Consider the following 21605-nt stretch of genomic DNA (forward strand, 5'->3'; position numbering starts at 1 on the left):
GAACGACTGAGAGATCAACGGTCTAAGACGACATGTAAATAATAAAAATTAAGTAATCTACTAAAATATATATCTAGCAAAATCTAAGCTCTAAAATGTCCCAAAGTTCCGTAGACCTCTCACGTAGTCCTCTCAGAGCCGGACGGGCTTTTTTTCGAGGTGGTTATCTGTGAGAATGTTTAATAAAAATATATTATAGGATAAGAGATATCTCGACTACGCTCGATATAAGGGGTAAGGAAAGAGATTTCTCGACTTTTCCCTTGTTTCGACCGAAGTGGAGAAACCTCACAGTATTACCTCTATCTCTGAGGAGGTACGACTGAGAGACCTACAGTCTAAGTCGACATGTAAATAAAAATCCAAAATATCAAAAAATCAAAGAAGGAAATCATGTGTACAGATAATAATATAGAAAATAATATAGATAAAATAAATATAGAAGAAAATCTTCAAGACATCTTCAGCAAGGAGGATTATTTCTTTATGGCTGAGGCTGTCAATGAGGCTAGGATCGCTCGCTTTATTGAGGAAGTTCCTGTAGGGGCTGTAGTTGTATATGATGGGAAAATCATAGGTCGTGGTCACAATCTTACCTACAAGGGGAAAAGCGCCTTAAAGCATGCCGAACTAATGGCTATAGGGGAAGCTAGTGCTTGGATGGATGATTTCAGGCTGGAGGAGTGCACTATGTATGTAACTATGGAGCCCTGCTCTATGTGTGCGGGTGCTATTATCAATTCGAGAATCGCGAGACTTGTCGTAGCTCTTAGAGATCACAAAAGAGGGGCCTGTGGTTCCAATACCAATGTCTGCGGCGATAGAAGTCAGCTTCACTTTGTCGATGCGGAATTTGGTCTAATGGAAGAAGAGGCTCTCTTTGAAATCCAAACTTTCTTTAGGTATTTAAGGCAAAAGAAAAAGAATAAATCAAAGAAATGATCTATTCTGTAATTTCTGCTATAAATTGCCATGAAATATCATATTTATCAATCAAAGTCGTAAATATTTTCTTGTTCACTTTTTGAGGCTCCATGGTTACTGTGGAGTCTTTTCTAAAGTTCATGTAAGCCCTGTAGAGATTATCAGAAGTCGTCTCTATTACAACCCTCACATTGTTTCCTCTATTAATTAACCTGTCATTAGTCACATCATAGAGATAGATTCTGTTATCATAAATATCTAGATAAGAATTATATATCCTATCTTTTATCTCCTTTGGGTGATTAAATTTCTCAAAATCACTGTATTTAATGACTTTCTCCGGTTCCTCTAGGCCAAACACATTACAATAATAGTGAAGAGCCTCTAAACATTTACCATCTGTAAAAGCTAATCCAACTGCCATACCTATTCCTTTCTATCCTATACTAATAATTTATCACAATATCATCATCTAGGCAAGTATAGTTAATAATTAATCTAAATGAATTTTCTATTTAAATATGCCTAAGAAGAGTATAATAATAGCAAGTAAACGATATTAGTTTTGAATAAAGGAGAATAAAATGAAGATTAGTCTAATTGATCCATTAGAAGTTGATAGAGAAATTATTGAAAATCATAAAGAAAAAATTGAATCTTTAGGTCATGAGTTTGAATATTTTGAAGAAAGTGCAGGAAGTGATGAGGAAAAAATCGAAAGATTAAAGGACACTGATATAGCTATCATCACCAACAAGCCTGTAACTTGTGATGTGATTAATAATACAAATTTAGAGCTAATCGATGTGGCATTTACTGGAGTAGACCATGTTGATCTCGATGCTTGTAAGGAAAAAGGAATCAAGGTCTTAAATGCTAGCGGCTACTCAGATGATTCTGTGGCAGAGCTTGTAATAGGTCTTACTATCTCTGTTTTGAGGAAGTTTAACGAAAACAGGTCAAATATCTTCGATGGGGAGAATAATTATCTTCTTGGTGAACTTATCAAGGGCAAGACCTTCGGTGTAATAGGAACAGGAAATATTGGATCTAAGCTAATCGATCTTTTAAGCGTCTTTGGCTGCAAGGTAATCGCCTACTCAAGAACAGAAAAGGAAGAAATCAAGGCCAAGGGTGTGGAATATGTCGACCTTCCTACCCTCCTTAAGGAAAGTGATATAGTATCTCTTCATATACCAAATAACAAGGAGACTAAGGGATTCTTGGGAAGTGAAGAGCTCGACCTAATGAAGGAAGGGGCAGTTCTAATAAACTGTGCTAGGGGAGCTGTTGTAGACAATGACTACCTAGCCAAGCTTCTTAATGAGGACAAACTAAGAGCAGGTATAGACGTATTCGATATGGAACCACCACTTCCAGAAGACTACCCACTAAGAAATGCCAAAAATGTAATACTAACCAACCACGTTGCCTTCTACACTAAGGAAGCTATGGAAATTAGGGCAGATATAGTATTTGACAACCTTTATCAATATCTAGAAGGAAATATCGTAAACGAGATCAAACTATGACAGATGTAAAAATTGTAGCTATTGCTGGAGGTTCGGCCTCTGGCAAAAGCTCAATTGTAAGAGAGATTGCAAATTTCTTTAGGGATGACTTAACTGTTATAGGCCATGACAATTACTACAAGGCCCACGATGACATATCCTTTGAGCAAAGGGCCAAGCTTAACTACGACTATCCAGGTGCTTTCGACAATGATTTATTTTATAAGGACTTATTAAAACTGCTCGAAGGTAAGACTATAGCCATGCCGACCTATGATTACAATATCCACACCAGAAGCAAGGAGACGATAGAGATTAAGCCAACAAAGATTATCTTAATTGAAGGAATTCTTGTTTTATATGATGAAAGGATTAGGTCTATCACAGACACCAAGGTCTTTGTCGATGCTGATAGCGATGTGAGACTTCAAAGGAGAATCCTAAGAGATACCAAGGAACGTGGCAGGTCACTAGAATCTGTCCTTACCCAATACATCGGCCAGGTTAAGCCAATGCATGAAACTTATATAGAGCCAAGCAAGAAATACGCAGACATTATTATTCCAAGAGGAGCGAAGAACCTAAAGGGAATTCAAATCCTCAAAAGACACATTAGACATTTGATTGAGGAAGAAAATGAAGGTTAATATAACAGAAACTTGCCATGATCGCATAGAAAACTATCTAGGAGGCCACTCATCTGAGGGGGCTGATATATTGGGAGCTCATAAAGACAGTGACGGCATGTATGTATTTAGAGTCCTTGCCCCAAATGCAGACGAAGTCTACATCAAGGGAGATTTCACTTCTTGGGAAAATACCAGGATGACCAAAAACACCAAGTACGGTTATTTTTTTATTAAACTTGATGCGAATCCTGGTAATTATTACAAATATGTAGTAGTCCATGAGGGAAATTGGGTAGAAAAGACCGATCCCTTTGCCCGTGCTATGGACAAGGAGGGAGATTTTGCTAGTATAATCACTGATGACTCTTATGACTTTGCTGATCAAGATTTTATCAAACAAAGAGATAAAAACTTCGATAAGCCACTAAATATCTACGAAATTCACATAGGAAGCTGGCTTAGATACAATGACAAGGTCAACTTCCTCGATATAGTAGATAGATTAGTAAGCTATGTCAAGGAAATGAACTACACACACGTAGAGATAATGCCAATAACCGAGTACCCTTACTATCCATCATGGGGCTATCAATCTAGCGGATTTTTTGCAACAAGCTCCCGCTTTGGAAGCCCGATAGACCTCAAAAAGTTTGTCGATATACTACACCAAAACGGAATCGGGGTAATCCTCGACATGGTAACAGTCCACTTTGCAAGCGACTACTTTGGCCTAGACCATTTTGATGGAACTGGAATGTATGAGTCAATTTATCCCGACCTCAAATACTCCGAGTGGGGATCCAATAACTTTGACTACTCCAAGGGTCATGTCAGAAGCTTTATGAAATCAGCTATGACCTATTGGCTAGAGAACTTCCACTTCGATGGAATCAGAATCGATGCGGTAAGCTATATGATCCACTACAATGGTAACAAGAACCGTGGAGTCCACAGGGATAATATCGAATTTATCAAGGACCTTAACAAAACCATCCACGAATCCTTCCCAAATGTTATGTTAATAGCAGAAGACTCCTCAGACTACCCACAAGTTACAGGTAGGGTAGAAGATGGAGGACTTGGATTTGACTACAAGTGGGATTTAGGCTGGATGAATGATACCCTAAGGTATTTTAAGACAGATTCTATAAATAGGATTGATCACCAGGCAAATATCAACTTTTCCATGTTCTACTACTACAACGAACGCTTTATCCTTCCACTAAGTCATGACGAAGTAGTACACTTGAAAGGCGCTATGATTAACAAGATGGCAGGATCCTACGAGGAGAAGTTTAAAGAGCTTAAGCTCCTCTACACCTACCAGATGACACACCCTGGTAAGAAGCTTAACTTTATGGGCAACGAAATCGCAACATTTGACGAATGGAATGAGCATGAATCGATTAATTGGGATATATTAAAATTCCCAACCCATGATGATATCCACCGCTACGTCAAGGACCTCAATGCACTTTATTTAGAAAGTCCTGCCTTTTTCGAAAAAGACTATGTAGAAGATGGATTTTCCTGGAAAGTAGTAGATGATAATATAAATTCTGTCTTCGCCTATGAAAGAAAAGCCGGAGATGAGAGATACCTTGTAGTGCTAAACATGACCAATACCTACAAGTCTGCTTTCGAGATTCCTTACGATGAAGAAGTGGAATTCGTTGAAGTCTTGGATACGCTTTCTGAGACCTACGGTGGAAGTAGATGGGATAAGAGAAATATAAAAATAGAGAAAGGAAACAATTTAGTATTGGAGCTTTGGGAATACGAAGCAGTAGTACTAAAAGTGAAATAATATGAAAGTAAGAAAACCAATAAATCTATCCTGGTTAGTTGAAAAATGGACCTTGATAGATGAAGATTCATATCTTAAGAATATGTGGTTGAATACAGAATCCCTTGACTTTATAAGAATCAACAAGGAGATCCAAAGCGCAGAAGATATAGAAGAAAATTATATAGATATAGACGCAGACGTAGAAAACTTCTTGCTCTTGCCAACAGCAGACGAGCTAGATAGTCATAGACTAAGAGAAGCCTTTGTTGCAAGCCTTGACAGACACCAAAGAGATAACTTCCTAGACAACTACGAAGGAATCGCCCCAAGAGAAGAATTCCTTGATATAGTTTACGAACAAGGACTTGAAGAACAATGGAACTCCTTTAGGGAAAAGGCGGCAGCAGACATATTACTAACATGGGCTCTTGAAGAATCAATCCCAGTTAATAAAGACATGGAGACAATTAACATTAACAAACTATGAGAATAAAGAAAATATTTTATCCATTGGCCTTGGCTTTTGTCATAACAGCCTGTGCCAATGGAGCAAATGAAACAGATAATAAGAAGGACCAAGTAAGCCAAGCTGAAGAAAAAGTTGAGCAAAAAGAAGCTCATACAGATTCAAGAGTAGAAGATGCTAAAGAGAGTGAAGAAAATCCAGAAGATGCGGGAAAATCCGAAGTAGGAAAACTTGATAAAACCTACTATGAGTACTTCGACACAGTAACCACCCTCCTAACCTATTCTGATGATGAAGAAAGCTTTGCGAAACAGTGTGATGTCCTAGAAGAAGAGCTAGCCAAATACCACAAGCTCTACAACTCCTACGATTCATTTGAAGGGGTAAACAACTTCAGAACAATCAACGAAAAGGCAGGAATCGAGCCAGTTAAGGTAGATCCTGAATTAATCGAGCTAATCGAATACTCAAAAAAGATGTACGAACTAACAGACGGAAACATCAACATAGCTATGGGATCCCTTCTAGGCTTGTGGCACCAATATAGGGAAATGTCCATAGATAACCCTCAAAAGGCAGCGATCCCGCCAGAAGAAGAACTCATCAAAAAAAGCGAGCACGAAAACATAGACGCCATCGAAATAGACAAGGAAAACTCTACAGTCTACATCAAGGACCCAGACGTCCAAATAGATATAGGAGCTATCGGAAAAGGCTATGCCACAGAAAAAATGGCCGAAAAACTTAAAGAAGTAGGATTTGAAAGAGGAATCCTATCTGTAGGTGGTGATGACGTGATCATAGGAGAAAACCCAAACAACAGCGAAGGAAACTGGAAAATAGCAGTCCAAAATCCCTTTCTAGAGGATAAAGAAAACCCATACTCCACAGTAGTAAACGTCAAGAACACATCGGTAGTAACAAGCGGCGACTACCAAAGATACTTCACAGTAGACGGCAAAAACTACCACCACATCATAGACCCAGCCACCAGATACCCATCCGACAAATGGAAATCCGTATCAGTAAAAGCAGACAGCATCGCCCTAGCAGACACCCTCTCAACCTACTTCTTCATAGTAGACCACGAGACAGGACTAAAAAAAGCAGCTGAAAACAAAGTAGAAGCCTTCTGGATTGACCCAGAAGGAAACGAATATAAAACCGAAGGCTGGGAAAAAATAGAAGACAAATAAAGATAAAGCCCCGATCCTCAGTGGATTAGGGCTTTTTGTGTGATGGAAAATGAGACTTCTCCGCTCACTACGTTCGGTCGAAGCAAGGGAATGTTGGAAAATATATTTTCCCTATAATAAAATAATTTCTTAAATATTAGTTTACCCTTATGTCGAGCCTATCTAAGCTTCACATTTACCCTTATGTCGAGCGTAGTCGAGACATCTCAAGTTAGCTAAATTCAAAAATAATCTAATAGACTTCTCCATTCCAGTCGAAGTAAGGGGGATAGATATATCCACTTTGGTCGGAACAAGGCTATTTGGAAAACATATTTTCCTTCATAATAAAATAATTCCTAAAATATGACGTACCCTCATCTCGAGCGTAGCGAAGCGGAGTCGAGACATCTCTTAATAAAAAATCCAAAATGGATAAAATATGATAAAATATAAAAAAGGAGTTAAACATGTCTGGGTATTTCTACATATTAACAAACAAATCAAACAAAGTTTTATACAAAGGTTCAACTACTAATATTATTAAACGAGTATATGAACATAAGAACCATCTTGATAAAGGAAGCTTTACTGACAAATACAATGCAACTAAACTTGTTTACTACGAATTCTACGAAAGTATCAAAGAAGCAAGAGGAAGAGAAGTGCAAGTAAGCAAACGGTCTAGAGCTAAAAAAGATAAATTAATAGATAGCATAAATCCTGAAAGAAAAGACTTATACTGGGATATTGTTGGCTAGTATTAATCAGAATTGAGTATTTATATCTAGGGTTCACAATAAACCATTATGTTGAACGTAGGCGAGACATCTCAAGGCTAACTAAGCTTCAAATTCACCCCTTATCTCGAGCGTAGCGAAGCGAAGTCGAGAGATCTCGAATTTAACTGGGTTTAAAATAAATATTAATAGATTTCTCCACGATGGTCGAAATAAGGGGGGGAGGTTGGATTCTTCTCCACCATGGTCGAAATAAGGGGAGTAGACTTCTCCATTCCAGTCGAAGTAAGGGAATGGTCGAAATAAGGGGTGGGTGATCTCTAGTACAAATTTCACCTCACCAATCTTTTCATCTCCCCCAAATCTCGGTATAATATTTAGATATGATTGGAGGATGACGTGAAGAAAGCTTTTGATAATGATAAGTATATAAAATTGCAGTCGGAAAAGATCGAGGAGAGGATTTCTCATTTTGATAAGCTCTATATGGAGTTTGGGGGAAAGCTCTTTGATGATAGCCATGCATCAAGGGTCCTTCCTGGTTTTCTACCTGACTCAAAACTCAGGATGCTCTATAACCTCAAGGATGTTTGTGAGATAATCATAACCATCAATGCCAACGATATTGAAAACAACAAGATTAGAGGAGACAACGAGACCTCTTATGATGCGGAAACTATAAGGCTAAAGGAAGCCTTCGAGGACTATGGATTTTTGGTAAATGGAATTATCATAACCCAATTTGATAACCAACCCAAGGCCGTGAAGTACCAAAAGTACTTGGACAACCTAGGAATCGCAAGTTACAAGACCTACGATATCCAGGGCTATCCAAACAACATCGACCACATTATCTCTAAGGATGGTTTTGGAAGAAATGAAAGAGTAAAGACCACAAGACCCCTAGTAGTAATCACAGGACCGGGACCTGGTTCAGGCAAGATGGCGACCTGCCTTTCCCAAATGTATTTGGACCACGAAGCAGGAATCAACGCAGGTTACGCCAAGTTTGAGACCTTCCCAATATGGAATATCGCCCTCAAGCATCCTGTAAATATGGCCTACGAGGCAGCTACAGCTAATCTCGACGATGTAAATATGATTGACCCTTACCATCTAGATGCCTACGGGGAGCTTGCAGTAAACTACAATAGGGACGTAGAAGCCTTCCCTATACTTAAGAAAATGTTCGAGAAAATCATGGGTTCTTGCCCTTACAAGTCTCCAACAGATATGGGTGTCAATATGGTAGGCTTTTGCATAGAAGACGAAGAAGGGGTGAAGCTTGCCAGCAAGGAAGAGATTATCAGAAGATACTACAATACCCTAGTTGACTTTAGATATGCCAAGGAAAGCTACCATGCAGTAGAAAAAATCGAAATGCTAATGAGTCAGCTTGAAATAAGCCCAGAAGATAGAACAGTCGCAGTAAAGGCGAGAGAAAAGGCGAAAAAGACCGGAAAAGAAGCCTTCGCTATTAGGCTTGAGACAGGAGAGATCATCACAGGCAAGAAAAGCGACCTCTTGTCAGCCCCATCAGCTGCTATCCTAAATGCCCTAAAGAAACTTGGAAAACTTGATGACGACCTTCTCTTGATATCACCACATATCATAGAGCCAGTTTCAAATCTCAAGACCAAGTCCCTGGGAGGCAAGGAAACATCCCTATCAGCTAACGAAATGCTAATAGCCCTCTCAATCTCAGGCACAACCAACCCCCTAAGCCACATGGCTATAGAACAAATTGGGAAACTAAAGGGCTTAGACGCCCACTCTACAGTCCTCCTAGAAGACAGCCAAAGATCCATGCTAAGAAAACTAGGCATAAACTTCACCCAAGACGCCTACCTAGGAAACGACGATTACGAATACTAAAACAAAGGAGCCAAGGCTCCTTTTAAATTGCGGAAAAAGAGGGGAAAGAGACAAGAGATGTCTCGACTTACGCTCGACGGTAGTTTGCAGATTCGAGGGACAGCCTGTTCGGATAGTAGAGGGCTGGAGAGGTCTCACGAGAAATAGTGAAAGAATAATTATTTAAAAGCTAAAAGAGATGTCTCGACTCCGCTCGACATAAGGGGGAAGGAAAGCTTGCTTTCCTACAACTTCCCTTGTTTCGACCGAAGTGGAGAAACCTCACGTATTAAATTTGAAAAGTAGTTTATTATATGCTATGAATTAAAGTTTATATTTCTATTAATCGCCATCTCGACAGAGCGAATGCAATGAGCGACGAGAGGTCTACAGTCTATGACGACATGTCAATAATAAGGATTAAGTAATCTATGAAAACCGAGGAGATATCTCGGCTTACGCTCGATATAAGGGGAAGGAAAGCTATGCTTTCCAACCCCGTTCCCTTATTTCGACTGAACGGAGTGAACGGAGAAATCTCACGAGTAAAAGTAAAACTATAATTCTTATAAATCTTACAATTAATCCATACCATACAATTATCGTTAACATCTCGACTACATTAGACATAAGGGGAAAGAAAACAAAGCTTTCTCTCCTTTAATCCCATAAAATTTTACATACATAATCTTGACAAGATCGCTAGCTTGTTATACTATGATTCAGAGAAACATTTAATATATTATAAGGAAAGAAAATGAAGAAATCAATTTTTACAAAAACTGTAGTCATTTTGGCTACCATAATCAATATTGTATTCTTTTATTTCCTATACAAATACAAGATTCTCCCACACGCCTATAGACTGGCCATAACTGTCACTATCGGGATAATTCTTTGTATTTTTTTGTATATAGGATTTATAAGAAAGAAAAACTCGAACGTATTGAAGGCTATCATAATCATATTCCTTCTACTCCTAAGCATAGGTGAGATCACCTTCCTATCCTATGCCAACAAGTCTATCAAGACAGTTTCAGAAATCAACAATAAGCCTGTCAAGGATACCAACGAGATGAGCTATGTTGTATTGAAGGATTCTGAAATTAAAAGCCTTGCAGATATAGGAGATAAGGAAATCGCCACTGCAGGAGACATGGATAAGGACAATTCCTCCAAGGCCTTTGCCAAATATAAGGAAGATTATAAAAAGGAATTGACTGAAAGAAACTTCGACAACTATCAAGCTTCTGCCACAGCCCTTCTAGAAGGAAGCTCACAGGTTATGCTTCTTAATGAGTCCTTTAGGCCAATCCTAGATGAGACAATCGAGGGATTTTCAGAGAAAACCCGTGTACTCGAGTCTGTTCTAGTGAAAGGTGTAGAGAAGAAGAAAGAAGATAAAAAAGAAGTCGCAGAGGATCAATCCTTCAACGTCTTCCTATCAGGAATCGACACATCAGGTAGCCTATCCAACGTATCAAGGTCCGATGTTAACATGGTCCTAAGTGTCAATCCAAAAGAGAAGAAAATTCTAATTACAACCATCCCAAGAGATACCTACCTATCCATAGGAGGAGAAGGGGATAAGTACGATAAGCTAACCCACGCGGGTCTTTACGGAGTGGACACCTCTATAAGGAGTGTAGAGGCCCTATTAGGTATCAAAATCGATTACTATGGCAAGGTCAACTTCACCACCCTAGTAGAGCTAATAAACGCCCTAGGAGGAATCACAGTGGACAACCCAACAGCCTTTACCTCAACCCATGGAGGCTATGACTTCCCTCAAGGAAAGATAGAAATGGACGGAGACATGGCGCTAGCCTTCTCCAGAGAAAGATACAAGCTAGAAGAAGGAGACTTCGATAGGGGGAAAAACCACACCCGAGTCCTAACAGGAATCATAAGGAAGATGCTAAGCACAGAAATGCTATTAAACTTCAACCAAATAGCAGACATAGCCCTAGAATCAGTCAACACAGACGTGCCATATGAGAAGATGATAGAGCTAGTCAACAAACAACTATCCGATGGAGGCGAATGGCAAATAGAAAGCGAAGCCCTAAAAGGAAAAGGAACCATGGACCTTGACTCTTACCTAATGCCAAATGCGAGCCTATACATGATGGTCCCAAGCAAGGACTCCATAGAAAATATTCATAATAATATAGTGGAAAACAATAAGTAAAGAGATGTCTCGACTACGTTGGATATAAGGGGTGGAAGGAAAGAGATATCTCGACTACGCTCGACATAAGGGTAAGGATGGAAAGCTAGCTTTCCTACCCCTTCCCTTGCTTCGACCAACGTGGAGAAGCCTCTCGCATTACAAGTAAATTATATTACACTATAAACCTTGAAATATAGTAGTTCACACAATTACCACCACCTCGACAGAGCGATTGAAATGAGTGACGAGAGGTCTACAGTCTATGATGACATGTAAATAATAAAGATTATTTTATCTACAAAATCCAAAGAGATATCTCGACTACGCTCGATATAAGGGGTAAGGTTGGAAAGCTTGCTTTCCTACTATTTCCCTTGTTTCGACCAACGTGGAGAAACCTCACATATTACTTTAAAAAACAATTAATTTTCCACTTCGGAATACAGCAGAAATCACATAATCTCCCGCCATCTCGAAGGAGGCACGACTGAGAGATCTGCAGTCTATGACGACATGTAAATAACAAAGATAATTTAATCTACACAACCACCTAACTAAACAAACTATTAAACAAAAAAGGAAAAGATATGGGACACACCACAATCTTGTTGATGATTATTACAATTTTATCAAAAATATTTGGCTTTGTCCGTGAATCTGTCATGGCAGCTGTCATTGGCGCAGGGGATATCAAGTCCATATACGTCACTGCCACCACAATCCCTGATATCATGATGTACACGGTCATAACAGGGATTGTCTCTGCCTACATTACAGTCTACACTAGGATTCGTACGGACAAGGGAGAAAGTGAGGCCAATAGCTTTACCTCAAACCTTATCAATGTCCTAATGGTCTACGGTGCTATTATCTTTCTTCTAATAATAATATTTGCAGGTCCCATATCTAAGATTTTCTCACCCAAGCTTATAGGCGAAACCCACGACATGGCCACATCTTTTACTAGAATCATGGCGGTATCAATCTTTGCCTTTCTTTACTCTGCGGTCATCAGAGGCTTTCTCAACGCAAGAAATAACTTCATCGACCCTGTCATTACGGAGATTATTCTTAATATCTTTGTCATATCTGCAACCCTTCTTACAGGAGTCTTCGATAATCCATATATTTTGATTATAGGAGCACTTATAGGAAACATCATTCAGTTTATCAGATTTCCATTTGCTAGCAAGAAAAAGGGCTTTTCTTATGAGAGGAAGCTCGACTTCAAGGATCCCTACATCAAGTACCTCCTTGCCATCATAATTCCAATAATCATATCTAACGCTGCTAACAAGATCTCTGTCCTAATAGATAAGTCCATGGCATCAGGTATACTCGGTATCGACACAGTAGCCAAGGTATTCTACACAGAAAACATGCTCGACTTCATAGTAGAAGTTGTCACGATAAACATTGCCACCATTACCTTCCCCCAAGTCGCCAAACTTGGCAATGAAGGGAAAATCGATGCAATGAAGGAAAAGACTGCAAGCATCCTAATCCTAACTCTTGCCCTAGTAATCCCTGCCACCTTCGGAATGATGAGCCTAGCAAGACCGATTATTAGCCTAATCTACGAAAGAAACGCCTTCACGGCTTACGATGCAACCCTTGTCTCATCCCTCCTAGTCTCATACGCACCCTACATTATCTTCATTACATTTATGAAAATAATTTCGAATAGCTTCTACGCAGTAGGAGACTCCAAGTCTCCACTTATAATAATCCTCATCCAGCAGGCTATAAATGTTACCCTCAACTGGACTCTAGCCAAGCAAATCGGCCTAGATGGAATAGGTCTAGCAACGTCTGTGTCGACTGCTATAGGAAGTTTGCTAATAATTTTTGTTTATTTCAAAAATTTTGGTAAAGTAAAAGATGGAAGAAATATGAAGTCCATAGGAAAAATCATCCTAGCATCGCTTCTTATGGTGCTTGTGGCGAATGGGTCTTTTGTTTTTCTATCGAATAAGGTATCTGATATCCTAGCCCTATTACTTACAATCTTGGTATCAGCCTTCGTTTATCTAATAATTATATATAACTCAAATATTTGTGAGATAAATACTTTGATAAAGAAGCTTAAGGAGAAATTTAATTGAATATAAAAATTATGAGCAAATAATGTTTAAAATTTCTTTCAGCATTGTATAATAGTTGTATAAAAATTGGTTTGTTTAATCTTAATAATTGGAATTTCGAGATAAAAGTATACAAGGAGAAAACATGTATAGGAAAGACACTGAAAGGTGGTTAGAAAATCTAGACTTAATATTCTTAGATATGCTATGCTTACAAATAGCATATATTCTAGCTTATGGTATAAGTGGCTATGGACTTAACCCATACAATCAAACTATATATAGAAATATTGCCTTTGTTATTGAGTTGATAGATTTATTAGTAATATTTATATATGGAACTTTTAATTCAGTATACAAGAGGGGATATTACGTAGAGTTTGCTGTTACCTTAAAACATGCTATGTTTGTGGTAGGTCTTGAGCTACTCTATCTATTTATGCTACAAGAAGGACAAAACTTCTCTAGATTAAGTTTACTTCTAACATTTATAATCTACATAGTTTTAACTTACTTAGTTAGAATATATTACAAGAAGCATAAGAGACGTGAACTAAAAGAAGAGAAGAAGGTTAGACTTTTACTAATTTCAGATGAAGCAGGAACTAAAACTTTAATAGAGGATATTAGAGATAGTGTTCATAGTAGATATATGATTTCAGGACTAGTAGTAACAGATAAAAATCTAGTTGGAACAACTATAGACGGAATAGAAGTTGTTGCTGATGAAGAATCTGTAGCTAACTATGTTTGTCAGGAATGGATTGATGAAGTACTGATAGTTTTAAGTGAAGACTCTCCCTATCCAAATGAGCTAATAGATAAATTAGTAGAAACAGGAGTTCCTGTTCATTACAACGTGAGAAATATTGTCCAAGAAAAGGGCAAAAAACAAATTGTGGAAAAGCTTGAAGATTATGTTGTAATTACTACAAGTGTAAATTATGTATCTACAAGACAAGTTATGATTAAAAGACTAGTGGACATAGTTGCAGGACTTGTAGGATGTTTGATTACACTCCTTGCATGTATAGTTATAGGTCCAATCATATATATTGCTTCACCTGGACCGATATTTTTTGCCCAAGATCGTGTAGGAAGAAACGGTAAGATTTTCAAAATGTATAAGTTTAGAAGTATGTACATGGATGCGGAAGAAAGAAAAGCTGAACTTATGAAAAGCAATCAATATGAGGATGCCAGAATGTTCAAGCTTGACTTTGACCCTCGTATAATTGGAAACAAAATCTTAGCCGATGGAACGAAGAAGAAGGGAATAGGAGACTTCATAAGGAAAACAAGTCTAGACGAATTCCCACAGTTTTTTAACGTCCTAAAGGGAGATATGTCTCTAGTAGGCACAAGACCACCCCTCCTCTCAGAAACAGCCCTATACGAACCCCACCATAGAGTGAGGCTTGCAATAAAACCAGGAATAACAGGCATGTGGCAAGTAAGCGGAAGAAGTAACATCACAGACTTTGAAGAAGTTGTAAAGCTAGACAGAGAATATATAGAAAATTGGAATATAGGACTAGATTTTAAAATTCTTCTAAAGACATTTTTGGTTGTCTTTAAGAGGGATGGATCGAAGTAAAAGGAGATTTTATGAAAGGGATTATTTTAGCAGGTGGGTCCGGTACAAGACTATATCCACTTACAACAGTCACTTCGAAGCAGCTTTTGCCAGTATATGATAAACCAATGATATATTACCCTATGTCGGTCTTAATGAACGCAGGAATCAGAGATATACTTATCATTTCAACTCCCGAAGACACCCCACGATTTGAAGAATTATTAGGAGATGGACATACATTTGGAGTAAATCTCCAATACGAAGTTCAACCAAGTCCAGATGGATTAGCCCAAGCTTTTATAATTGGAGAAAAATTTATTGGAAATGATAGCGTAGCTATGGTTTTGGGAGATAATATTTTTTCAGGACACGGACTTAAAGAAAGATTACAAACTGCTGTAAGAAATGCAGAAGAAGGACTAGGTGCAACAGTATTTGGATACTATGTAGATGATCCAGAAAGATTTGGAATTGTAGAATTTGATGATAAAGGTAAAGCTATATCAATAGAAGAAAAGCCTCAAAAACCAAAAAGCAATTATTGCGTCACAGGACTTTACTTTTACGATAATGAAGTAGTAGAATATGCTAAAAATTTAAAACCTAGTCAAAGAGGAGAACTCGAAATCACCGATTTAAACAAAATTTATTTAGAAAAAAACTCTCTAAATGTAGAACTTTTAGGTCAAGGATTTACATGGCTTGATACAGGAACACACGAGTCATTAGTAGATGCTACAAATTTTGTAAAAACAATAGAAAATCATCAACACAGAAAAATAGCCTGCTTGGAAGAAATAGCTTATCTAAATGGATGGATTTCTAAAGAGCAAGTTCTAAAGGTTTATGAGATTTTGAAGAAAAATCAATACGGAAAGTACTTAAAAGATGTTCTTGATGGAAAATATAAAGATCAATTGTATTAAAGAGAGGTAAAGAATGAAAATTATAGTAACAGGTGGAGCAGGATTTATAGGAAGTAACTTCATATTTTATATGCTAGATAAACATCCAGATTATAAGATAATATGCGTGGATAATCTAACATACGCAGGAAACCTCTCAACGCTAAAACCAGTTATGGAAAATAAAAATTTTAGTTTTCATAAAATGGATATATGTGATAGAAAATCAATTTATAAATTATTTGAGGAAGAAAAACCAGATATAATAGTAAACTTTGCTGCAGAAAGTCACGTAGATAGGTCTATAGAGAATCCAGAAATATTTTTAGACACAAATATAAAAGGAACTACAGTGTTGATGGATGCTTGCAACAAATATGGAATTAAAAGATTTCACCAAGTAAGTACAGATGAAGTCTATGGTGATTTGCCATTAGATAGACCAGATTTATTATTTACAGAGCAAACACCAATTCATACAAGCTCACCATATAGTTCCTCAAAAGCAAGTGCAGACTTATTAGTACAAGCCTATCATAGAACATACGGACTTCCGATAACAATAAGCCGTTGTTCAAACAATTACGGCCCTTATCAATTCCCAGAAAAGCTAATACCTTTGATGATTGCTAATTGTCTAGCAGATAAGTCCCTACCAGTATATGGAGAAGGTCTAAATGTAAGAGATTGGCTATATGTTGATGACCATTGTTCAGCTATAGACAAAATAATACATGGTGGCAAAGATGGAGAAGTTTACAATGTTGGTGGTCATAATGAAATGAAAAATATTGACATTGTGAAATTAATTTGTGAAGAGCTCGGAAAATCAGAAGATTTAATCACATATGTTACAGATAGAAAGGGTCATGATATGCGTTATGCTATAGACCCTAGTAAAATCCACAAAGACCTTGACTGGCTCCCTGAAACTAAATTTGAAGATGGAATAAAGAAAACTATAAAATGGTATCTAGATAATAAACAATGGTGGGAAGAAATAATATCAGGAGAATATCAAAACTATTACAAAAAAATGTACGAAAATAGATGATGGAGAAATTCAAATGAAAGTATTTGTAACAGGAGTTGCAGGACAGCTTGGACATGATGTAATGAACGAGCTTTACAAAAGAGGACATGAAGCAATTGGGTCAGACCTAGCTAAGGAGTACTCAGGCGTAGAAGATGGAAGTCCAGTAGAAACCATGCCCTATGTATCATTGGATATAACGGATAAAGAAAAGGTAGAGGAAGTTATTACAAAATATAAACCCGATGCCCTTATCCACTGTGCAGCATGGACTGCTGTAGATGCAGCAGAGGAGAAAGAAAATAAAGATAAAGTTCGTGCCATTAATGTAAATGGAACAGAAAATATAGCAAAAGCAGCTGATAAAATATCTGCTACAATGCTTTATTTATCTACTGATTATGTCTTTGACGGACAAGGCGATAGCCCATGGAGAGCAGACTGCACCAACTATAAACCACTAAATGTCTACGGGCATACTAAACTTGAAGGAGAATTTGCAGTTAGGGATAATTTAGACAAGTTCTTTATAGTTCGTATAGCATGGGTTTTTGGTGTAAACGGAAATAACTTTATAAAAACCATGCTAAAGCTTGCCGAGACTCATGATAGTTTAAGGATAGTAAATGATCAAATAGGAACACCAACTTATACCTATGACTTAGCAAGGCTTCTAGTAGATATGATAGAAACTGAAAAATACGGCTATTATCATGTAACTAATGAGGGTGGATATATATCATGGTTCGACTTTGCTCGTGAAATATTCAAACAAGCAGGTATAGAAATGAAGTTAGAGGCAGTAAGCACAGAAGAGTACGGAATATCTAAAGCTGCTAGACCATTCAACAGCAGACTAGATAAATCTAAGCTAGTTGATAATGGGTTCAAGCCCTTGCCAACTTGGCAGGATGCCCTAAGAAGATACCTAGAAGTCTTAAACGATAGTAAAAGTAAGGAAGAATAATGGGACAAATAAAAGTTAGTAAAGCTCCTATAGAGGGACTTTATATAATAGAACCTACAGTTCATGGAGATGAAAGAGGTTATTTTATGGAAACATATAACCTAAAGGACATGCAAGAAGTGGGCCTTGATATGAACTTCGTACAGGACAATCAAAGTATGAGCACAAAGGGCGTACTAAGAGGACTACACTTTCAAAAACAATATCCACAAGGTAAACTTGTAAGAGTAATAAAGGGTAGAGTATTTGACGTAGCGGTAGACCTAAGAAAAGATAGTGAAACTTATGGCAAATGGTACGGAGTTGAACTTACAGAAGAAAACAAGAAGCAATTCTACATAGCAGAAGGTTTCGCTCACGGTTTCCTAGTCTTAAGTGATACAGCAGAATTTTGTTATAAAGTAACAGACTTCTACCACCCTGGGGATGAAGGTGGACTTGCATGGAATGACCCTAATATAGGAATAGAATGGCCAGAACTTGTAGGAGAATATAAAGGATCTGCATCCGCAGAAGGTTATGAGTTAGAAGGTGGAAGCAAGTTGAATCTATCCGACAAAGACCAGAAGTGGTTGGGGATTGAGGAGACTTTTAAGTTTTAAAGTGAAGAATTAGAGAATCAAATGGATCAAAATAATAAAGTACAAAATGTTTTTCTTGTAGGGGCAAAAAGTTTAGGAGCCTATGGGGGCTATGAAACTTTCGTATACAAATTAACAGAACATCATCAGAACAACAAGAATATTAAATATCATGTTGCTTGTAAAGCCAACGGCGATGGGTCTATGGATGAAAGCAAGTTAGATGGGGTTAAGAAAATATCTGAAAATGAATTTGAATTTAATAATGCAAGGTGTTTCAAAATTTATATTCCACAAATAGGACCTGCTCAAGCAATATACTATGATGTTGGAGCTTTAAATGAATGCATAAAATATATAAAGGAAAAAAGAATAGAAAATCCCATTGTTTATATAATGGCATGCAGAATAGGTCCATTTGCGAAATATTTCTACAAAAAAATTCATAAACTAGGTGGAAAAGTTTATCTAAACCCAGACGGACATGAATGGATGAGGGCGAAGTGGTCAGCACCAGTAAGAAAATATTGGAAAATATCTGAAGCTATGATGGTCAAATGGTCTGACCTTGTAATATGTGACTCTATAAATATCGAAAAATATATACATGAATCTTATGATGGAAAAGGAATAAATGGAAAAAATCCAAAAACAACTTATATAGCATACGGAGCAGATCTTACTCCCAGCAAATTAAAAGATGATGACGAAAAACTTTTAAATTGGTATGCTGATAAAGGCTTATCTAAAAAAAACTATTATTTAGTTGTAGGACGATTTGTACCAGAAAATTCATATGAAATAATGATACGTGAATTTATGAAAAGCAAAAGCAAAAGAGATTTTGCCCTAATAACAAATGTAAACGACAAATTTTTAAATGAGTTGGAAGAAAAACTACATTTCAAAAAAGACCCTAGAATTAATTTTGTAGGAACAGTATATGATCAAGAATTGCTAAAGAAAATTAGAGAAAATGCCTACGCATACTTTCATGGACATACAGTTGGAGGAACAAATCCAAGTTTAATAGAAGCTTTGGGTAGCACAGATTTAAACTTATTGGTTGATGTAGGATTTAACAAAGAAGTGGCTGAAGATGCTGCTTTGTATTGGAGCAGAAAAGATGGCGATCTTGCAAGCCTAATAAATAAAGCCGACAAATTAACTGATGAAGAAATATCTAAACTTGGAGAAAAAGCTAGAAAAAGAGTTAGAGAAGCTTATACTTGGAAAATAATAAGTTCAAAATATGAAGAAGTATTTTTGAAATGATTAGTTGAATTAGCAGGAGAAATAAGTTGAGAATTTTACATTATTTTTTAGGATTTCCTCCATATAGAAGCGGAGGCTTAACTAAATACGCTTTTGATTTGGCTAAGTCACAAGCTAAAGATGGTCATGTTGTTATGGCTATGTGGCCTGGAGAAATAAAAAAATATTCAGATAATCCTGAAATAAAAAAGAGAAAAAAAATAAAAGGGATTTTAAATTTAGAACTTATAAATCCTCTTCCAGTACCTTTAGATGAGGGAATTAAAGAATTTTCAGCCTTTACCAAGTCATGTGATATAGAAATTTATAAGTCATTTTTAAAAAAAGAAAATCCTGAAGTTATTCATATACATACATTGATGGGTATTCATAAAGAATTTATAAAGGCTGCAAATCAATTGGGAATAAGGACAGTATTTACGTCTCATGATTATTTTGGAATTTGTCCAAAAGTTACCCTTTTTAGAAAAGGGAAGTGTTGCGATAATGATAATGAATGCAGGAATTGTATCCAATGTAATGAGTCAGCCTTGTCGTTAAAAAAAATAAAAATCATTCAGTCGCCTATCTATAGATTTATAAAAAATATATATATTGTAAAAAAATTAAGAAAATCACATAGAAATAAATTTTTTAATGAAGAAAATTTCCCATCGATGCCTGACGTAGATATTGAAAAGATATCTGAAAAATATAGAAATTTAAGAAGCTATTATGTTGAAATGCTTGAATCAATTGATTTTATTCATTTCAATTCAACATTAGCTGAAGAAATATATAGAAGATATATAAGTCCTAAAGATAGCAAAGTTATATCGATTGTTCATCAGGGAATAAAACAACAAGTTATAAAAAGAGTTCATACAGGAAAAAAAGTGATATTATATTTGGCACCAACAAAACCTTATAAAGGTTGGAATATATTAAAAAAAGCATGCGAGCAATTATGGGAAGAGGATAAAAATATCCAATTACGTGTATTTAGTCCAGTTCAAAAAAAAGAAGACTACATGATAGTAAAAGAAGAAGGATTTACTCACGATAAATTACCTCAAATTATGAGTGAAGCTGATATGCTTGTAGCACCAAGTGTTTGTTATGAAACATTTGGATTTACTGTTATAGAGTCTTTGAGTTTTGGAGTTCCTGTGATTGTAAGCGACCATGTTGGATCAAAAGACGTAGTTGGTGATAGTGGCATTGTAGTTGAGGCTGGAAATATAGTTGAGTTAAAAAATGCAATTAAAAATATGGATAAAGTAGTAAGTAATCAACTGAAAACTTGGAGAGAATTTTCAAACGAAAATTACAAAATTTATTTAGATGCATAATAAAATTAGTTTACTATGATAATTTATTTATAATTTTAAATTTGTTTTGCAGTAAATTCTTTTTTAAAAATATTGAAGAACATAATAAAGGATACGTATATTAAGTATTATTTTAAAAGTTGCAGTGAAAGTGAATTTTAAAATTGATTCTAAAATTGTAGTTTCATATATCTTACATCAATGTTGGAAATATGGATGGATGATGATAAGGGAAATCATTTATTCAATAGGATATAGAAGTATTTCAAGAAGCATATTTATAGGTAAAAAATCAAAATGATTAGTAAAAAAATATTTCTATAGGCTTTAAAACAAAACTACAAGATGGAGCTTATATATATGCCTTTCCAGCGAAGTTGTAGAAATTGTTAATATTTATTGGATTGGATTTAGTTCAGTAGTTCTATATGGATTACATATAGGTGATGATTAGTTTGTTGGTGCCAATGCTCTAGTAACAAAAATTTGCCAGATAATTTCGTAATTGCTGGAATACCGGCAAAATTTATTCAATATAGAAAATAAGTTAGAATTTATCATTTAATAATATATATAATAACCTTAGTTATAAGTTGCTATGTAATTTGAC

At 36.4% G+C, this 21605-nt stretch carries 18 protein-coding genes; 17 read left to right on the top strand and 1 reads right to left on the bottom strand.

Annotated elements, in window-relative coordinates; all coding sequences use genetic code 11:
• Positions 1-393 precede the first annotated feature (393 nt).
• Positions 394-942, top strand: a complete 549-nt coding sequence (locus tag RCH56_RS05130; RefSeq protein ID WP_306483916.1) for a nucleoside deaminase — start codon at positions 394-396, stop codon at positions 940-942.
• Between the two features lies 1 nt (position 943).
• On the opposite strand, the gene RCH56_RS05135 is transcribed toward RCH56_RS05130, so the two are convergent.
• Entirely contained in the window at positions 944-1348 is a 405-nt protein-coding gene (locus tag RCH56_RS05135; protein ID WP_306483917.1) for a glyoxalase/bleomycin resistance/extradiol dioxygenase family protein, read from the bottom strand.
• 160 nt (positions 1349-1508) lie between these two features.
• Between RCH56_RS05135 and RCH56_RS05140 the strand changes: the two genes are divergently transcribed.
• From RCH56_RS05140 to RCH56_RS05215, 16 genes are all read left to right on the top strand, one after another.
• Positions 1509-2456, top strand: coding sequence for an NAD(P)-dependent oxidoreductase (locus RCH56_RS05140; RefSeq protein WP_306483918.1), 948 nt, complete (start codon positions 1509-1511; stop codon positions 2454-2456).
• Positions 2453-3082: a uridine kinase gene (udk, locus tag RCH56_RS05145; RefSeq protein ID WP_306483919.1), complete on the top strand. Its 630-nt coding sequence runs from the start codon at positions 2453-2455 to the stop codon at positions 3080-3082. The genes RCH56_RS05140 and udk overlap by 4 nt, the downstream gene beginning before the upstream one ends.
• Positions 3072-4871, top strand: coding sequence for a 1,4-alpha-glucan branching protein GlgB (glgB, locus tag RCH56_RS05150; RefSeq protein ID WP_306483920.1), 1800 nt, complete (start codon positions 3072-3074; stop codon positions 4869-4871). Before udk ends, glgB begins: the two co-directional genes overlap by 11 nt.
• A gap of 1 nt (position 4872) precedes the next feature.
• Positions 4873-5340 (top strand): UPF0158 family protein, encoded by a 468-nt coding sequence (locus RCH56_RS05155; RefSeq protein WP_306483921.1) that lies wholly within the window; start codon positions 4873-4875, stop codon positions 5338-5340.
• Positions 5337-6515, top strand: a complete 1179-nt coding sequence (locus RCH56_RS05160; protein ID WP_306483922.1) for an FAD:protein FMN transferase — start codon at positions 5337-5339, stop codon at positions 6513-6515. The genes RCH56_RS05155 and RCH56_RS05160 overlap by 4 nt, the downstream gene beginning before the upstream one ends.
• A 449-nt stretch (positions 6516-6964) precedes the next feature.
• Complete coding sequence (locus tag RCH56_RS05165; protein WP_306483923.1) at positions 6965-7255, top strand: GIY-YIG nuclease family protein; 291 nt, start codon at positions 6965-6967, stop codon at positions 7253-7255.
• 378 nt (positions 7256-7633) lie between these two features.
• Positions 7634-9109 carry a DUF1846 domain-containing protein gene (locus RCH56_RS05170; protein WP_306483924.1) on the top strand — a complete coding sequence of 492 codons (1476 nt, stop codon included), beginning with the start codon at positions 7634-7636 and terminating at the stop codon, positions 9107-9109.
• 736 nt (positions 9110-9845) lie between these two features.
• A complete protein-coding gene (locus RCH56_RS05175; RefSeq protein WP_306483925.1) occupies positions 9846-11279 on the top strand; it encodes an LCP family protein in 1434 nt (477 codons plus the stop codon).
• A 569-nt stretch (positions 11280-11848) separates the two neighbouring features.
• Entirely contained in the window at positions 11849-13366 is a 1518-nt protein-coding gene (gene murJ / locus RCH56_RS05180) for a murein biosynthesis integral membrane protein MurJ (RefSeq protein WP_306483926.1), read from the top strand.
• 124 nt (positions 13367-13490) lie between these two features.
• The gene (locus RCH56_RS05185) at positions 13491-14942 is read left to right on the top strand and encodes a sugar transferase (protein WP_306483927.1); all 1452 of its coding nucleotides are present in this window, start codon (positions 13491-13493) and stop codon (positions 14940-14942) included.
• Between the two features lie 11 nt (positions 14943-14953).
• Positions 14954-15850 (top strand): glucose-1-phosphate thymidylyltransferase RfbA, encoded by an 897-nt coding sequence (gene rfbA / locus RCH56_RS05190; RefSeq protein ID WP_306483928.1) that lies wholly within the window; start codon positions 14954-14956, stop codon positions 15848-15850.
• Between the two features lie 13 nt (positions 15851-15863).
• A complete protein-coding gene (gene rfbB / locus RCH56_RS05195) occupies positions 15864-16883 on the top strand; it encodes a dTDP-glucose 4,6-dehydratase (RefSeq protein WP_306483929.1) in 1020 nt (339 codons plus the stop codon).
• Between the two features lie 13 nt (positions 16884-16896).
• Positions 16897-17829 (top strand): dTDP-4-dehydrorhamnose reductase, encoded by a 933-nt coding sequence (gene rfbD, locus RCH56_RS05200; RefSeq protein WP_306483930.1) that lies wholly within the window; start codon positions 16897-16899, stop codon positions 17827-17829.
• Entirely contained in the window at positions 17829-18431 is a 603-nt protein-coding gene (gene rfbC / locus RCH56_RS05205) for a dTDP-4-dehydrorhamnose 3,5-epimerase (RefSeq protein ID WP_306483931.1), read from the top strand. Before rfbD ends, rfbC begins: the two co-directional genes overlap by 1 nt.
• A gap of 21 nt (positions 18432-18452) precedes the next feature.
• The gene (gene cps2T / locus RCH56_RS05210; protein WP_306483933.1) at positions 18453-19685 is read left to right on the top strand and encodes a beta 1-4 rhamnosyltransferase Cps2T; all 1233 of its coding nucleotides are present in this window, start codon (positions 18453-18455) and stop codon (positions 19683-19685) included.
• A gap of 26 nt (positions 19686-19711) precedes the next feature.
• Positions 19712-21016, top strand: coding sequence for a glycosyltransferase (locus tag RCH56_RS05215; RefSeq protein WP_306483934.1), 1305 nt, complete (start codon positions 19712-19714; stop codon positions 21014-21016).
• Positions 21017-21605 lie beyond the last annotated feature (589 nt).

The organism is Anaerococcus sp., from assembly GCF_030825785.1.
Taxonomy (GTDB): Bacteria; Bacillota; Clostridia; order Tissierellales; family Peptoniphilaceae; genus Anaerococcus.

Excerpts from the sequence above, each read along its gene's own strand:
- rfbB (WP_306483929.1), top strand. The coding sequence starts at position 15,864 with ATGAAAATTATAGTAACAGGTGGAGCAGGATTTATAGGAAGTAACTTC.
- glgB (WP_306483920.1), top strand. The coding sequence starts at position 3,072 with ATGAAGGTTAATATAACAGAAACTTGCCATGATCGCATAGAAAACTAT.
- RCH56_RS05155 (WP_306483921.1), top strand. The coding sequence starts at position 4,873 with ATGAAAGTAAGAAAACCAATAAATCTATCCTGGTTAGTTGAAAAATGG.
- RCH56_RS05140 (WP_306483918.1), top strand. The coding sequence starts at position 1,509 with ATGAAGATTAGTCTAATTGATCCATTAGAAGTTGATAGAGAAATTATT.
- RCH56_RS05185 (WP_306483927.1), top strand. The coding sequence starts at position 13,491 with ATGTATAGGAAAGACACTGAAAGGTGGTTAGAAAATCTAGACTTAATA.
- RCH56_RS05135 (WP_306483917.1), bottom strand. The coding sequence starts at position 1,348 with ATGGCAGTTGGATTAGCTTTTACAGATGGTAAATGTTTAGAGGCTCTT.
- RCH56_RS05175 (WP_306483925.1), top strand. The coding sequence starts at position 9,846 with ATGAAGAAATCAATTTTTACAAAAACTGTAGTCATTTTGGCTACCATA.
- RCH56_RS05160 (WP_306483922.1), top strand. The coding sequence starts at position 5,337 with ATGAGAATAAAGAAAATATTTTATCCATTGGCCTTGGCTTTTGTCATA.
- RCH56_RS05165 (WP_306483923.1), top strand. The coding sequence starts at position 6,965 with ATGTCTGGGTATTTCTACATATTAACAAACAAATCAAACAAAGTTTTA.
- rfbC (WP_306483931.1), top strand. The coding sequence starts at position 17,829 with ATGGGACAAATAAAAGTTAGTAAAGCTCCTATAGAGGGACTTTATATA.
- rfbD (WP_306483930.1), top strand. The coding sequence starts at position 16,897 with ATGAAAGTATTTGTAACAGGAGTTGCAGGACAGCTTGGACATGATGTA.
- udk (WP_306483919.1), top strand. The coding sequence starts at position 2,453 with ATGACAGATGTAAAAATTGTAGCTATTGCTGGAGGTTCGGCCTCTGGC.
- RCH56_RS05130 (WP_306483916.1), top strand. The coding sequence starts at position 394 with ATGTGTACAGATAATAATATAGAAAATAATATAGATAAAATAAATATA.
- murJ (WP_306483926.1), top strand. The coding sequence starts at position 11,849 with ATGGGACACACCACAATCTTGTTGATGATTATTACAATTTTATCAAAA.
- rfbA (WP_306483928.1), top strand. The coding sequence starts at position 14,954 with ATGAAAGGGATTATTTTAGCAGGTGGGTCCGGTACAAGACTATATCCA.
- cps2T (WP_306483933.1), top strand. The coding sequence starts at position 18,453 with ATGGATCAAAATAATAAAGTACAAAATGTTTTTCTTGTAGGGGCAAAA.